Here is a 12,519-nt window from a genome sequence, read left to right as displayed (position 1 = left end):
CACATACTCTGGTTGAAGGTGCCGTCTGCCGCAGGCGCATTCCGGCACGATGTACGGATGGAATCGGGAGTTCTCAATGAAGGCTGTCTATATCTCGGAGCCCGGGGGACCCGAGGCCCTGGAAGTCCGCGAGGTCCAGGCGCCGGAGCCCGGCCCGGGAGAGGTGCTGATCGACGTCGTCGCCGCCGGACTTAACCGCGCGGACGTCCAGCAGCGCAAGGGACACTACCCGCCGCCGCCCGGTGCCTCGGAGATCCCCGGGCTGGAAGTTTCCGGCCGGATCGCCGGCTTCGGACCGGGCGTGACCAAGCCCTTCTCGGTGGGTGACAAGGTCGTGGCACTGCTGGCCGGCGGGGGCTACGCCCAGAAGGTCGCCGTCCCCGCGGGTCAGGTCCTGAGGGTCCCCGACGGCGTCGACCTGGTCACCGCCGCCTCCCTCCCGGAGGTCACGGCCACGGTCTATTCCAACCTGATCATGACCGCCCAGCTGCAGCCGGGCGAGACCGTGCTCATCCACGGGGCCACGGGCGGCATTGGCACCATGGCCATCCAGCTCGCGAAGGCCTTCGGGGCCGTTGTGGCCACGACGGCGGGCACCGCCGAGAAGGTCGGCACCGCGAAGGCTTTCCTCGGTGCGGACATCGCGATCAACTATGTCGAGGAGGACTTCCCGGAGAGCCTGCGCGCCCAAAACGCCGGCAAGGGCGCGGACGTCATCCTCGATGTCGTCGGGGCCAAGTACCTCAGCCAGAACATCGACGCCCTGGCCGACTACGGACGGCTCGTGGTGATCGGGCTGCAGGGCGGGGCCAAAGGGGAGCTGGACCTCGGCCTGTTGCTCCGCAAGCGCGCCGCCATCATCGCGACGGCGCTTCGTCCGAGGCCGGTCGAGGAAAAGTCCGTGATCATGAACGCGGTGCGCGACGCCGTCTGGCCGCTGCTGGCCGACGGGCAGATCCGGCCGCTCGTGGCGAAGACATTCCCGCTGGACCAGGTCCAGGCCGCGCACCGCTACTTCGACTCAGGCGACCATGTCGGCAAGATCCTCCTGGTGATGTAGGCGGCACCGGCCGGCCAATGCCGACTTATGCTTCGAGTGGCATACGTTTTTGCTTCCGGGCCCTCAATGACGGTACTGTGATCCCATACGCGGTATACACGCGTCTTGGGGCGCGTGTATGCTGTCGTCCCCGCTACCTCCGGGAGCATCATGTCGATCCGCCACAGCCTCCTCGCACTTCTGAAGGACCGCCCACGCTACGGGTACCAGCTGAGGATTGAGTTCGAGGACCGGACGGGCGCATCCTGGCCCCTGAACATCGGTCAGGTGTACACCACCCTGGATCGGCTGGAACGTGACGGCCTGGTCCGCAACGAGGGGGCCGACGGCGAAGGCCACGTGATCTACCACATCACCCCCGACGGTCTGGCCGAAGTCCGCGGCTGGTTCACCGCTCCGGTTTCCCGAGCCTCGCCGCCACGGAATGAGCTGGCCATCAAGCTGGCACTGGGGTTGACGCTTCCCGGGGTGGACGTCGGCGCCATCATCCAGGCACAGCGCGGTGTCTCGATCAGGGCGCTGCAGGACTACACCAAGGCCCGGCGGGACACCGCGGCCCAGCAACGCCCTGCCGACACCGCACGGCTCCTGGTCCTGGATTCGCTCATCTTCCAGACCGAAGCCGAAGTCCGCTGGCTCGATCTCTGCGAGGCCCGGCTGATGCAGTTGGCCAACCCGCCGCGATAGCCCCGGTGCCGTTCCTCGCGCCCTTCCTACCGTTCATCGCCGTTTCCGGGCCGCCTGGCGCACACCCGCCGCAAAGCCACACCCACGCAGTTGCCAGCTTGGTAGGGTCCCTTGGGGCGGATCCGTCGATTGGGTCTGGTCTATTAGGTTTGTCCGGCTGGGGTTCCTCGAGGAGAAGACATGGGCACAATGCCAGATGGCACGCCAAAAAACTTACAAGTCGATGACGGCATCGCGCCGGATCCGGCGCTGCCGCCGACGTCCGTGGACGACTCCGTCCGCGAAGCCGAAGAGCGCAAATGGACGCCTGCCAAGATCGCAATCTGGGTAGGAATCTCCCTGCTGGGCGCTGTTGCCTGGTTCATGCTCGCGATTGTCCGCGGCGAAACCGTCAACGCGATCTGGTTCGTCTTCGCAGCCGTCTGCACCTACCTGATCGGCTACCGCTTCTACTCCAAGTTCATTGAGCGCTACCTGCTCAAGCCGAACGACCGCCGCGCCACCCCGGCCGAGTACAAGGCCGATGGCAAGGACTACGTCCGAACCGACCGCAACGTCCTGTTCGGCCATCACTTCGCCGCCATCGCCGGCGCCGGCCCGCTGGTGGGGCCGATCATCGCAGCCCAGATGGGGTACCTCCCGGGCACCATCTGGATCATCATCGGCGTCGTACTGGCAGGCGCCGTCCAGGACTACCTGGTGATGTTCTTCTCGATGCGCCGCGGCGGACGCTCCCTGGGCCAGATGGCGCGCGAGGAGCTTGGCGTGATCGGCGGCACCGCCGCGTTGGTCGCCACGCTCCTCATCATGGTGATCATTGTCGCCATCCTGGCCCTCGTCGTCGTGAACGCGCTGGCCGAAAGCCCCTGGGGTGTCTTCTCCGTCGGCATGACCATCCCGATCGCGCTCTTCATGGGTGTGTACCTGAGGTTCCTCCGGCCCGGCAAGATCATGGAAGTGTCCCTCATCGGCTTCGTGCTGCTGATGGCGGCCATCATTGGCGGCGGCGCCATCGCCGGGACCGAATGGGGTGCCGCATTCTTCCACCTGGACAAGGTCACCATTGCCTGGGCCCTCATCATCTACGGCTTCATCGCCGCCATCCTGCCGGTCTGGCTGCTGCTGGCCCCGCGTGACTACCTCTCCACCTTCATGAAGATCGGCGTGATTGTGATGCTGGCCCTCGCGGTCATCGTGGTCCGCCCGGAAATCACCGTCCCGGCCTTCAGTGAGTTCGCCAGCCGCGACAACGGCCCCGTCCTGTCCGGCGCGCTGTTCCCCTTCCTCTTCGTCACCATTGCGTGCGGTGCCCTCTCCGGATTCCACGCCCTGATCTCCTCCGGCACAACGCCGAAGCTGATCGAGAAGGAACGCCAGACCCGCTTTATCGGTTACGGCGGCATGCTGATGGAGTCCTTCGTGGCGATCATGGCACTGGTTGCCGCGATTTCGATCGACCGCGGGCTGTACTTCGCCATGAACGCTCCCGCTGCCTTGACCGGCGGCACCGTGGAAACCGCCGCCACCTGGGTCAACAGCCTGGGACTGTCCGGAGTGAACATCAGCCCGAGCCTGCTCTCGGAAACGGCCGCCAACGTCGGTGAAGAGAGCATCGTCTCCCGCACCGGCGGCGCGCCCACCCTGGCTGTGGGGCTTGCCCACATCATGCAGCAGTTCATCGGCGGCACCGCCCTGATGGGGTTCTGGTACCACTTCGCCATCATGTTCGAGGCACTGTTCATCCTGACCGCCGTCGACGCGGGCACCCGCGTTGCACGCTTCATGCTGCAGGACTCGATCGGCAACTTCGTGCCGAAGTTCAAGGAGCACTCCTGGCGGCCCGGGGCCTGGTTCGCCACCGCCGTTATGGTGGGCGCCTGGGGTGCTGTGCTGCTGATGGGCGTCACCGATCCCCTCGGCGGCATCAACACGCTGTTCCCGCTGTTCGGCATCGCCAACCAGCTGCTTGCCGCCATTGCGCTGGCGGTCTGCCTGGCCATCGTGGCCAAGCGCGGCTCCTTCAAGTACCTGTGGATCGTGGCGCTCCCGCTGGCGTTCGCGGCCGTCGTCACTATCACGGCCAGCTACCAGAAGATCTTCTCCTCCACCCCGGCTGTCGGCTACTTCGCCAACAACGCGGCCTTCTCCAAGGCCCTCGCCGACGGCAAGACCTCCTTCGGCACCGCCAAGACGGTCCCGGCCATGGAGGCCGTGGTGCGCAACACCGCGATCCAGGGCTGGCTCTCGGTCATCTTCGTGGTGCTCAGCATCATCGTCATCGTGACGGCCCTGGTGGCCACCTACAAGGCATTCCGGAACGCCGAGGCCGGCGTGGCGATCCGGGACCATGAGGACCCGGTCCTGCCGTCACGCGTCTTCGCCCCGGCGGGCCTGGTCCCCACTCCGGCCGAGCGCGCGCTCATGGCCGAATGGGAAAAGCTGCCGGCCGATAAGCGGCTCGAAAAGGCCGCGCACCACTGATGCGGAACTGGTCATGAACGCGGTAGTTGAGGGATTCCGGGGATTCGCCCGGTACCTGGGCGGTGTGATGGGCGCGGATGCTTACGCGAAATACCTGGAACACCACGCCGTCTCCGGGCACGGCGACGCGCCGCTGACGGAGCGGGAGTTCTGGCGGGACCATACGGACCGCCAGGACAGCAACCCGCAGGGCCGGTGCTGCTGACCCCGGATTGCTGATCGGGGTTCGCTGATCGGGGTTCGCTGATTCGGCTGCCGCGTTCCGGAGGACGCCGTCGTGCACATTAGTGCCCGACGGCGTCCTCCGCGGTTTCGTACGACTCTGCGCCATCGCGTGCAGCCCGGTGGTTTCGCGGACGCGCAGCGGGCAGGTTCCCGGTCCCGGGCTCGTGAGAGTATGAAGCCATGAGCGATCCGAACGCCACTCAACCTGCCGAAGACGTTCCCGTCGAAGGCACCACCCTGGACGACGACGCCCGGACCCCGGTCGACGGCCGCGCAGCCCCAGCTGCCGAATCAGGACACCGCGCGGAGCCAGCACAACCCGGGCCCGCCGACGGCGGCCGGCCCGCCGCGCGTCCCAAGGGCAGCCAGCTGCAGGACCTCGTGGATGAACCCGCGAAGGTCATGCGGATCGGCACCATGATGAAGCAGCTGCTGGACGAGGTGAAGTCCGCGCCGCTTGATGACGCGGCGCGCGCCCGCCTTGCCAGCATCCATGAACGCTCCATCAAGGAGCTCGAGGACGGCCTCGCGCCGGAGCTCGTCAAGGAGCTCGAGCGGATCAACCTTCCCTTCTCCGAAGACGTCACGCCCTCCGATGCCGAGCTGCGGATTGCCCAGGCCCAGCTGGTCGGCTGGCTCGAAGGGCTCTTCCACGGCATCCAGACAGCCCTCGCCGCGCAGCACGCCGCCAGGGAACACGCGACCGCCCAGCTCCAGCTTCGTCAATTGCCGCCCGGAACGGTGATCGCGCCCGGTGTCATCATCGGGGAGAACGGTGAACCCCAGCGGGCCGCCGCGTCCAGGCCCGGGGCGGCACCCTCCGCGCCTCCCGGGCCCGCCGATCCGGACCACGGTCCCGGCCAGTACCTCTAGGGCACCCTTGGGATTCTTCAGGACCGCCCGGCAGGGAAAGATAGACGACGCCGAACTCGGTACGGGCCTCTGGCGGCGGGCCCACGACCGCTTCATACGCGGACTGGACCGTTATCACCAGGTCTTGGAAGGCGTCGAGGATGAAGTGCTCTATGCCGAACTCGTGGGCATCGCCAACGAGCTGTCCGAACTCGCTGTTCGGGTCCGGATGATCTGCGTCGAGGCCCAGAGGCGCTCGCCCAGTGACGGCCTCGATATCCCCGGCGACCTGGCCGGCGTCCACCGCTCGCTGTCCACCGCAGGCAACTCCCTGGCCACCACGGCCGAGGCGGCTGCGATGCTCCGGCTCGCCATCGGGCCGGTGCCGGCTGGCGCGGTATCGGTCAGGCGTCGGGCCGAATCCGTGCTGGAACACATCAGGGATGCGGAAAGGCGTCTTGCCGAAGCCACCGCCGGGGACTGAGAACCCGGCTCCGCAGTCCACCGGCCGGTATTCCCGGTTTCGCGGGTAGCTTAGCTTGGCCCCTACGCTGGCCGGGCCGCACGGAAATTGGCAGAGTAGTCAGATGACTTCTTCTCCGGAACTGACTTTCAATGACGGCAACACCATTCCCCAGCTCGGCTACGGGGTGTGGCAGGTTGAGGACGATGTAGCCGAAAAGGTGGTTGTCCAGGCGTTCGAAGCCGGCTTCCGCCACATCGACACCGCGAAGATCTATGGCAACGAGGCAGGAGTTGGCCGGGCGATTGAGCGCTCCGGCCTCCAGCCCGAGGAAATCTTCATCACCACCAAGCTGTGGAACTCGGACCAGGGCTACGAATCCACGCTGCAGGCCTTCGAGGCTTCCCTGGAGCGGCTCGGCCTTGAGGCCCTGGATATGTACCTGATCCACTGGCAGCAGCCGAAGCAGGACAAGTACGTGGATACCTGGAAAGCGCTCATCGAACTGCAGAAGCAGGGCCGCGTGAAGACCATCGGCGTCTCCAACTTCACCAAGGAAGGCCTGCAGCGCCTGATTGACGAGACGGGCGTTGTTCCGGCCATCAACCAGGTCGAACTGCACCCGTTCTTCAACCAGGCTGAGCTGCGTGAGTTCAATGCCTCCAAGGGGATCCTCACCCAGGCCTGGTCGCCGCTGGGCCAGGGCGGCGAGCTGCTGGACAGCCCGGTGATCGCCCGGATTGCGGCCAAGCACAACGCCACCCCGGCACAGGTCGTCATCGCCTGGCACCTCGCCATCGGCAATGTCGTCATCCCCAAGTCCGTGACCGAGTCCCGCATCCGCGAGAACTACGCGGCGCTGGACGTCACCCTGGACGAGACCGACGTGCAGGCCATCGACGGCATGGACAACTCGGCAGAGGGCGCCGGACGCATCGGCCCCGACCCGGCAGTCTCCGACTTCGCCTAAGCGAACGCCTCGGCTCCGCCGCCAGGACCAACCCGGCGGCTGACGCGGGAACCGCAGCAGGGCCTTCACCCGTTCTTGGTGGGGGCCCTTTCTGCTGGACAGTTCGCCCGCCGGATGGACGGCTCAGGCGGCCTTCCGGCGTTGCAGAAGGGGCACGGCGTCGATGATGGCCCAGCCGTCCTCGTCTGCAACACTCCGGCTCGCGAAGCGCTCCGCGGCGGCGGCGTCGTCGAAAGCCTCGGTGCGGATGCGGCCGCAGTCGGTGTCCAGATACGTCACTTCAAAGTACTGGTTCGTTTCCATGAATTAAGTGTGCAACGGGCCTCCGACAGTATGAGGCCGTTAGCCCGGCGTGTTGCCAAGCCGCAACACCCGCTCGCGGGCGAGGTCCTCTTTTCGCCGGGCCCTGTCCGAGGCCCGGACCGCCTGCTGCGCCTGGGCGGCCACCAGCTCGTGCTGTTTGCGGGCTGATTTGAGGTCCAGCTCTGTCTGTTCCAGCTGTTTCCTCAGCGTCAGTGCCGCCTCGGCCAGGCCGGCCGCCAGGGCGCTGGCCTCGTCCAGTTCCTGCCCGTACCGCAGGGCTTCCTCCGTGGCCTCGCGGGCGGACTGTTCGGCCTGGTCCAACGCGGCCCGGGCGCGTTCGAGCGCCGACGGCGCGGGCGCCCGGGGTTCCTCCCGCACCGCCCGCAGCCGGGGCTGGGCCGCCTGCTTCGGGGCCGCGTGCTTCGTCGCCCGGGCCCCGGCCGGAGCGGAAGAGCTGGACGGGACCTTCGAGGGAGCCGCAACAGAAGCTTCCGGGATGGCAAGGGACGGCAGCGCCACGGCACCGGCGAGGTCCACGACGTCGACCCCGTCGGCAGACAGCCCCCGGAGCAGTCGCCCGCTCCGCACCGCCTCCGCCGCGCCTTCGTCAGCCGTGGCGGCGCGCAGCGTCTCCTCCACTTCCGTTGCGATCGCACCGCTGATCTTCCGGCCCTGCTGCGCTGCCACAGCCTGGGCATCCCGGACGGCAGCGGCCAGGAGTTGCCGCCGGTGTTGCGCCAACTTACGGAGTTCCGCCGCGTCCAGGGCCGACTGCGCGGCGCGCATGGATTGCCCCAACGCGGCGAGTTCCCGGAGCGTCTCGGGCTGGCGAGCCGCGAGCATGTTCACGGTCCACGCCGCCACGGACGGCTTGGGCAGGGACCGCACGTCTGCGGCCAGGGACCGCTGGTCCTTCGCGGTGATACCTTTCCCCGACGCGGCGGCCACTTCCTTTGCGGCGGCCGTCCGGGCGGCGACAAAATCGTCGAACGGCAAGGCATAGAGCCGTGCCGTAATGCCCGCCAGCTCCAGCTCTCCCATGCAAGAATCATAGAAGCCGTGACCCCGGCCATGGCGGCACAAGGGGCGCGCACAACGGAGGAGGGCACACTTGATCGAAATCGGCGGCCTCCCGGCCCATATCCTGCTCATCCATGCCGTCGTGGTGCTGGCGCCCATCGCCGGACTGGCCGCCATCGTGTACGCCGCCGCCGCGCGCTGGCGCAGCTACCTGGCCTGGCCCCTGGGACTCCTGTCCCTGGGCCTTGTCCCGTTGTCCCTCCTCACTGCCCAGACTGGCGAACAACTGGAAAAATCCCGCCCCTCCTAGGCGTTCATCCAGGAGCATGCCCAGCAGGGAGACGTGCTCAAGGTCACCTCGGTGATCTTCTTCGTCATCGTTGCGGCAATGATCGTTGCCAGCCACGAGCCGATCGGCCGGCGTTTCGCGTTCCTCGGCGGCCTTCGGACGAACCGCGTGGTCGGAATCGTCCTGCTGGCCGCCGGCGCGGCGGCCGGAGCCTTCTTCATCTACCAGAGCATCATCACCGGCCACTCCGGGGCCACCTCCGTCTGGTCGTCGCGCTAAGCGACCCGGGTCGCCAGGACCGGCGCGACTTCCGCAGGGTCACGAGCAGCACACCCAGCGCGGCCAGCTGCAGCGCACCCACCGCCCCGATGAGCAGCGGCCGGGCGTCGTAGAGCGCCCCGTACAGGGCACCTCCCGCCAACGCCCCGCCTCCTTCGAAGGCTGCGAAGACGCCGTAGGCCGTGCCCTGCCGGAGTTCCGGCACCAAATCGGCAATCAGCGCCTTGACCGTGGAATCCTGGATGCCCGTGGCGGTTCCCCAGACCAGGACCCCGAGCAGGACAGGGCCAGCTCCCGGCGCCAGGGCCAGGACCGGCACGGCGGCGATCAGCACGGGCAGGGCGAGCAGCACCCCCGCGCCGGCACTGTCGTACACGACGCCGCTGGCGAGGGCGCCGAGTGCCGCCGCGCCCATCGCGCCCGCGTACAGCAGCGGAACCACCGCTACCGGAACGGCCAGCGCCGTCGTCAGGTGGAAGGAGATGACGCCGAACGCCACCAGACCCGCGCTCCAAAAGAAGGCGGCGACGGCGAACAGAATGAAAGTTCCGGTGAACAACGACGGCGGCTGGCCGGCAGTGTCCGCCGCCGGGGCCGCCGTCGGGGACGCCGCGGTCGGGGACGACTCCGCCGCCGTGTCCGCCGCCGTCGGAACCTCCGGTTGCTGGCCCGCACCCGGAACCCGGACCCGGCGTCGCAGCCAGACCAGCAGGAACAGTGCCGCGGCAGCGGGAATGGCCAGCACCGCCAGGGCCACGGAGATGAGTCCCGTGGCAGCGAGCACTGCGGAGACCAGGAGCGGCCCGAGCAGGGCCCCGGCGAGGTCGAGGGACTTGTGGACCGCGAAGCCGCGGCCGCGGCCCACCGGCTTGGCTACGGCGGCCAGCAGCACGGTCTTGGCCGGGCTCCGGACGGCCTTGCCTACCCGGTCGCCGATGATGAGCACGCAGGCCAGGACCAGGCCGGCGGCTCCGATCAGTGGCGCCAGCGCGAGCAGCGGAACACAGACAGCCGTGAGTGCGTAACCGGCCAGCGTGAAGGTCCAGTACCTGCGGGTGCGGTCCGCCCACGGGCCGAAGATCAGCCGGAGCCCCTGGGCTGCGGCCTCGGCGCCGCCGGTCACGAGGCCCACAATCAGGGCCGAGGCGCCGAGCTGGGCCAGTAACGGGCCTGCCAGCGGACGGGCTCCGTCGGAAACAACGTCGGCCGCCAGGCTGACCAGGCCGAACCCGACCACCGGACCCCAGGAGGGACGGCGCTTCACGCCAGGCGTGGCAGCGTGCTGCCCACGCGTCCGCTCCGGCTGTCCCATTTCCCTAGGTTTGCCGATGTCCTGCGCAATGACAAGGCCACAGAACCCCGGCCGGGTTGCGGCGCGGGCAGGAAATATTCAGCAAACTGCATATTTTCCGTGTTCGCTTGGTAGTTTTTGTTTGCCCTGCCCCGTGAACAAGTGCGCGGTTCCTTCACCTCCGACTCCGGCGCCCGGGCCAGCGGTCAGCGACGCCTGTCCTGAAACGGCTGCTACGTCGCCAACATCGACGTCACCGGACTGCGGAGCGCCCTCACCTGGTCCGTGACCTGGCCGGATCCGAACGTCACGAGGGTCGTCAACTCCTGGGGTGTGAAGTGCACGTTCATCGCCAAGGTCTCGGTCACGTGCACAGGCTCCGCTTGGGCCACAACCATCAGCACCGGCCAGAAGCGCACCGTTGGCCTGCAGGTTGACGCCGTGAAAGCACCGATCAACCCGGTGTTGACCGCCAGGTTGCGCTCAGGCGCGCCGTCGAAGGCCGATGGCGGCCCACACCATCAGCAGGAGACCACCGAGAGCGAGCAGCATTGGGCCGGGAGAGCCACGGCCTTCCTGCTCTTCGGACGTCATCGGCGCCGCGGCGACCCCGGGAGCCTCCGTCGCGGTGGCAGCGGGAAGGGACGCGGTTGCGGTGGGAGTCGGTCCGGCGGCGGGCGAAGTCGTGCCCCGGTCCACTACTGGTGCCCCGGCTGCTGGCTGACTGGCGGACGGCGTGGTTGAACTTCCGGGAGCCGGCGGAGCCGGCCCGGCCGGCACCGCCCGGGTCGGCGTCGTCGGCGGTGCGGGCGTGCTGCTCGCTGTCGGGGCAGGTGTGGGCGCCGCCGGAGGCCCCGTCGGGGACGGCGGGCAGATCAGTACCGGGAGGAGGCCACCGATCGTCCCGCACGGCTCGGCCACCGCGGGCGCCGCGAGGACGAGCGGCGTCAGCGCAAGAGTCAGGGCAGCTGCGGTGGCATACCCTGTCCTCTTGTTAATCCTCATCCGGACCATCGTAGGGGGCAACAGCCGGCTGAGCTGGGATTTCGCCGGGTGAAAACCGCGGCTCAGAGCAGAACGCCAGCCAGAATCTCCTGGCCGGCGTTCCCGGCTGCCCCCGCTAAGGGCGGATGTTCTGATTCATCCGGAAGACGTTGTCCGGGTCCCACGCGCGCTTGAGCCCGACGAGCCGCTCGTACTTCTCGTCGCCGTAGATCGCACGCGCGTCTTCTCGCGATTCGGCGACATCGTTGACGTAGCGGCCCCTGGTTGCGAACCGCGCGACGTCGGCCATTCCCGCCCGGGCCCACCCGCGGGAGGGCCCGTCGAGCGCCGGATCGTCCCACTGGATCTCGGCGCCCATCCAGTACGCCGCCGTGCGGCCCGTGAACGCGGTCGCATCCTCCGGCACCTCGGCGATCGCCCGGCCCCACGACCAGATACCGAACTCGCCCCCGGCTCCCGCAGGCATCCCGTGCGCGTGTTGGACGGTCAGGTCGACGAGCTCGTCGGGCAGTCCGCGGAGGAAGGCGCTCTTCATATAGAAGCGGTGGCCCCAGGCCGAGGCCTCGTCTGCGAGGCGCTGCGCGACCAAGTGGGGTTTCGGCTCGATCGAGTCGGCGACCGGCGGTCCGAACGCACGCAAGATCGCGAGATCCCGCTCGGCCTCCCGGGGTGGCCCGCAGTGCAAGACGGAGACAGCGGCGATCGGCCGCCCACCGATCCCGGGCGGGAAGTTCTCCGCCGGGAGCGCCAGACGGACGTAGAAGCCGAGCCACAGCTCGTCAGGGCCAGCCTCGGCGGTCTCACTGAAGAGCTGCGCGAGCTCTCCGGCCCGCTGGATCGGGTGGACGACGGTCCCGTGCGTAATCGGATGCTCGAGCGGATGGAGCCCGTATTCGAATGACGTCGCGACGCCGAAGTTTGCGCCGGCCCCGCGGACACCCCAGAAGAGGTCGGGGTTCTCGTCCGCCGAGGCCCGGACAACCCTGCCGTCGGCTGTCACGAGGTCGACTGCGCGCAGGTTGTCGATCGTTAGCCCGAACTTCCGCTGAAGACGGCCCATCCCCCCGCCGAGCGTGAGCCCGGCGACGCCGGTGTGGGAGACCACGCCGACCGGGCAAACGAGGCCAACTGCCTGAGCGGCGTTGTCCAGCTCTGAAAGCAGCGCGCCGCCGGCGCAGACAGCCGTGCGGCGTGCGGGATCGATCTTGGCGCCGCGCATCCGCGAGAGGTCGATGACGATTCCGTCGTCACACGTGGAGAGGCCAGGGATGCTGTGGCCGCCGCCGCGCACGGCGACTACGAGGTCCTGCTCCCGGGCGAACCGCAGGGCCGCCACGACGTCGGCCGTTCCCCTCGGCAGCACGACGAGCCCCCGGCCGGCGGTCGACCAGCCCGTTCCAGACAGCACGCGCAGCGTCGTATTTCGGATCCCCCGGCCTGACCACGTCGCCGCCGAAGCCGTCCGCAAAGGCCTTCACCGTGCGGGTGTCCAGCATGGCTCCATGGTAGGGCCGGGGTACGGAGGTTTCCAGAGGAAGGACGGCCGGTACGTTTCCGGCCCCAGGTCGAGCGGGGTCCCGCATCGTGATTGCCG

The 12,519-nt window shown here is 68.3% G+C and carries 15 protein-coding genes; 11 read left to right on the top strand and 4 right to left on the bottom strand.

All coding sequences use genetic code 11. The features are described from left to right. Nucleotides 1-76: 76 nt before the first annotated feature. From ACVWZ8_RS04400 to ACVWZ8_RS04370, 7 genes are all read left to right on the top strand, one after another. Nucleotides 77-1,060, top strand: a complete 984-nt coding sequence (locus ACVWZ8_RS04400; RefSeq protein ID WP_456503915.1) for an NAD(P)H-quinone oxidoreductase — start codon at nucleotides 77-79, stop codon at nucleotides 1,058-1,060. Between the two features lie 150 nt (nucleotides 1,061-1,210). Beyond that, the gene (locus tag ACVWZ8_RS04395; RefSeq protein ID WP_426976050.1) at nucleotides 1,211-1,747 is read left to right on the top strand and encodes a PadR family transcriptional regulator; all 537 of its coding nucleotides are present in this window, start codon (nucleotides 1,211-1,213) and stop codon (nucleotides 1,745-1,747) included. Between the two features lie 180 nt (nucleotides 1,748-1,927). After that, complete coding sequence (locus ACVWZ8_RS04390; protein ID WP_456503914.1) at nucleotides 1,928-4,228, top strand: carbon starvation CstA family protein; 2,301 nt, start codon at nucleotides 1,928-1,930, stop codon at nucleotides 4,226-4,228. Between the two features lie 13 nt (nucleotides 4,229-4,241). Then, nucleotides 4,242-4,433 (top strand): YbdD/YjiX family protein, encoded by a 192-nt coding sequence (locus ACVWZ8_RS04385; RefSeq protein WP_456503913.1) that lies wholly within the window; start codon nucleotides 4,242-4,244, stop codon nucleotides 4,431-4,433. A gap of 200 nt (nucleotides 4,434-4,633) precedes the next feature. After that, nucleotides 4,634-5,326 carry a bacterial proteasome activator family protein gene (locus ACVWZ8_RS04380; RefSeq protein ID WP_456503912.1) on the top strand — a complete coding sequence of 231 codons (693 nt, stop codon included), beginning with the start codon at nucleotides 4,634-4,636 and terminating at the stop codon, nucleotides 5,324-5,326. Between the two features lie 7 nt (nucleotides 5,327-5,333). Continuing rightward, nucleotides 5,334-5,789: a hypothetical protein gene (locus ACVWZ8_RS04375; RefSeq protein WP_456503911.1), complete on the top strand. Its 456-nt coding sequence runs from the start codon at nucleotides 5,334-5,336 to the stop codon at nucleotides 5,787-5,789. A gap of 103 nt (nucleotides 5,790-5,892) precedes the next feature. Continuing rightward, complete coding sequence (locus tag ACVWZ8_RS04370; RefSeq protein ID WP_456503910.1) at nucleotides 5,893-6,738, top strand: aldo/keto reductase; 846 nt, start codon at nucleotides 5,893-5,895, stop codon at nucleotides 6,736-6,738. Nucleotides 6,739-6,861: 123 nt separating this feature from the next. Here ACVWZ8_RS04370 and ACVWZ8_RS04365 read toward each other — a convergent pair whose 3' ends face one another. Both ACVWZ8_RS04365 and ACVWZ8_RS04360 read right to left on the bottom strand, forming a co-directional pair. Then, entirely contained in the window at nucleotides 6,862-7,041 is a 180-nt protein-coding gene (locus ACVWZ8_RS04365; RefSeq protein WP_456503909.1) for a hypothetical protein, read from the bottom strand. A 39-nt stretch (nucleotides 7,042-7,080) separates the two neighbouring features. Further along, nucleotides 7,081-8,082 carry a hypothetical protein gene (locus ACVWZ8_RS04360; protein ID WP_456503908.1) on the bottom strand — a complete coding sequence of 334 codons (1,002 nt, stop codon included), beginning with the start codon at nucleotides 8,080-8,082 and terminating at the stop codon, nucleotides 7,081-7,083. A gap of 70 nt (nucleotides 8,083-8,152) precedes the next feature. On the opposite strand from ACVWZ8_RS04360, the gene ACVWZ8_RS04355 reads away from it, so the two are divergent. After that, entirely contained in the window at nucleotides 8,153-8,371 is a 219-nt protein-coding gene (locus ACVWZ8_RS04355) for a hypothetical protein (protein WP_456503907.1), read from the top strand. 33 nt (nucleotides 8,372-8,404) lie between these two features. Next, on the top strand, nucleotides 8,405-8,629 hold the full coding sequence (locus tag ACVWZ8_RS04350) for a hypothetical protein (protein ID WP_456503906.1): 225 nt from the start codon (nucleotides 8,405-8,407) through the stop codon (nucleotides 8,627-8,629). Here ACVWZ8_RS04350 and ACVWZ8_RS04345 read toward each other — a convergent pair. Next, nucleotides 8,586-9,941: an MFS transporter gene (locus ACVWZ8_RS04345; protein WP_456503905.1), complete on the bottom strand. Its 1,356-nt coding sequence runs from the start codon at nucleotides 9,939-9,941 to the stop codon at nucleotides 8,586-8,588. The two genes, ACVWZ8_RS04350 and ACVWZ8_RS04345, sit on opposite strands and share 44 nt — an antisense overlap. Nucleotides 9,942-10,205: 264 nt before the next feature. Here ACVWZ8_RS04345 and ACVWZ8_RS04340 point away from each other — a divergent pair, with 264 nt between their 5' ends. Together ACVWZ8_RS04340 and ACVWZ8_RS04335 are read left to right on the top strand one after the other, a co-directional pair. Continuing rightward, the gene (locus ACVWZ8_RS04340) at nucleotides 10,206-10,664 is read left to right on the top strand and encodes a hypothetical protein (RefSeq protein ID WP_426976060.1); all 459 of its coding nucleotides are present in this window, start codon (nucleotides 10,206-10,208) and stop codon (nucleotides 10,662-10,664) included. Next, nucleotides 10,657-10,977, top strand: coding sequence for a hypothetical protein (locus ACVWZ8_RS04335; protein WP_456503904.1), 321 nt, complete (start codon nucleotides 10,657-10,659; stop codon nucleotides 10,975-10,977). Before ACVWZ8_RS04340 ends, ACVWZ8_RS04335 begins: the two co-directional genes overlap by 8 nt. A gap of 63 nt (nucleotides 10,978-11,040) precedes the next feature. On the opposite strand, the gene ACVWZ8_RS04330 is transcribed toward ACVWZ8_RS04335, so the two are convergent. Continuing rightward, entirely contained in the window at nucleotides 11,041-12,333 is a 1,293-nt protein-coding gene (locus tag ACVWZ8_RS04330) for an FAD-binding oxidoreductase (RefSeq protein ID WP_456503903.1), read from the bottom strand. Nucleotides 12,334-12,519 lie beyond the last annotated feature (186 nt).

It is taken from the genome of Arthrobacter sp. UYCu723 (assembly GCF_054059215.1).
The sequence above is the reverse complement of the archived record's forward strand: the minus strand, read 5'-3'. Positions and strand labels throughout refer to the sequence as shown.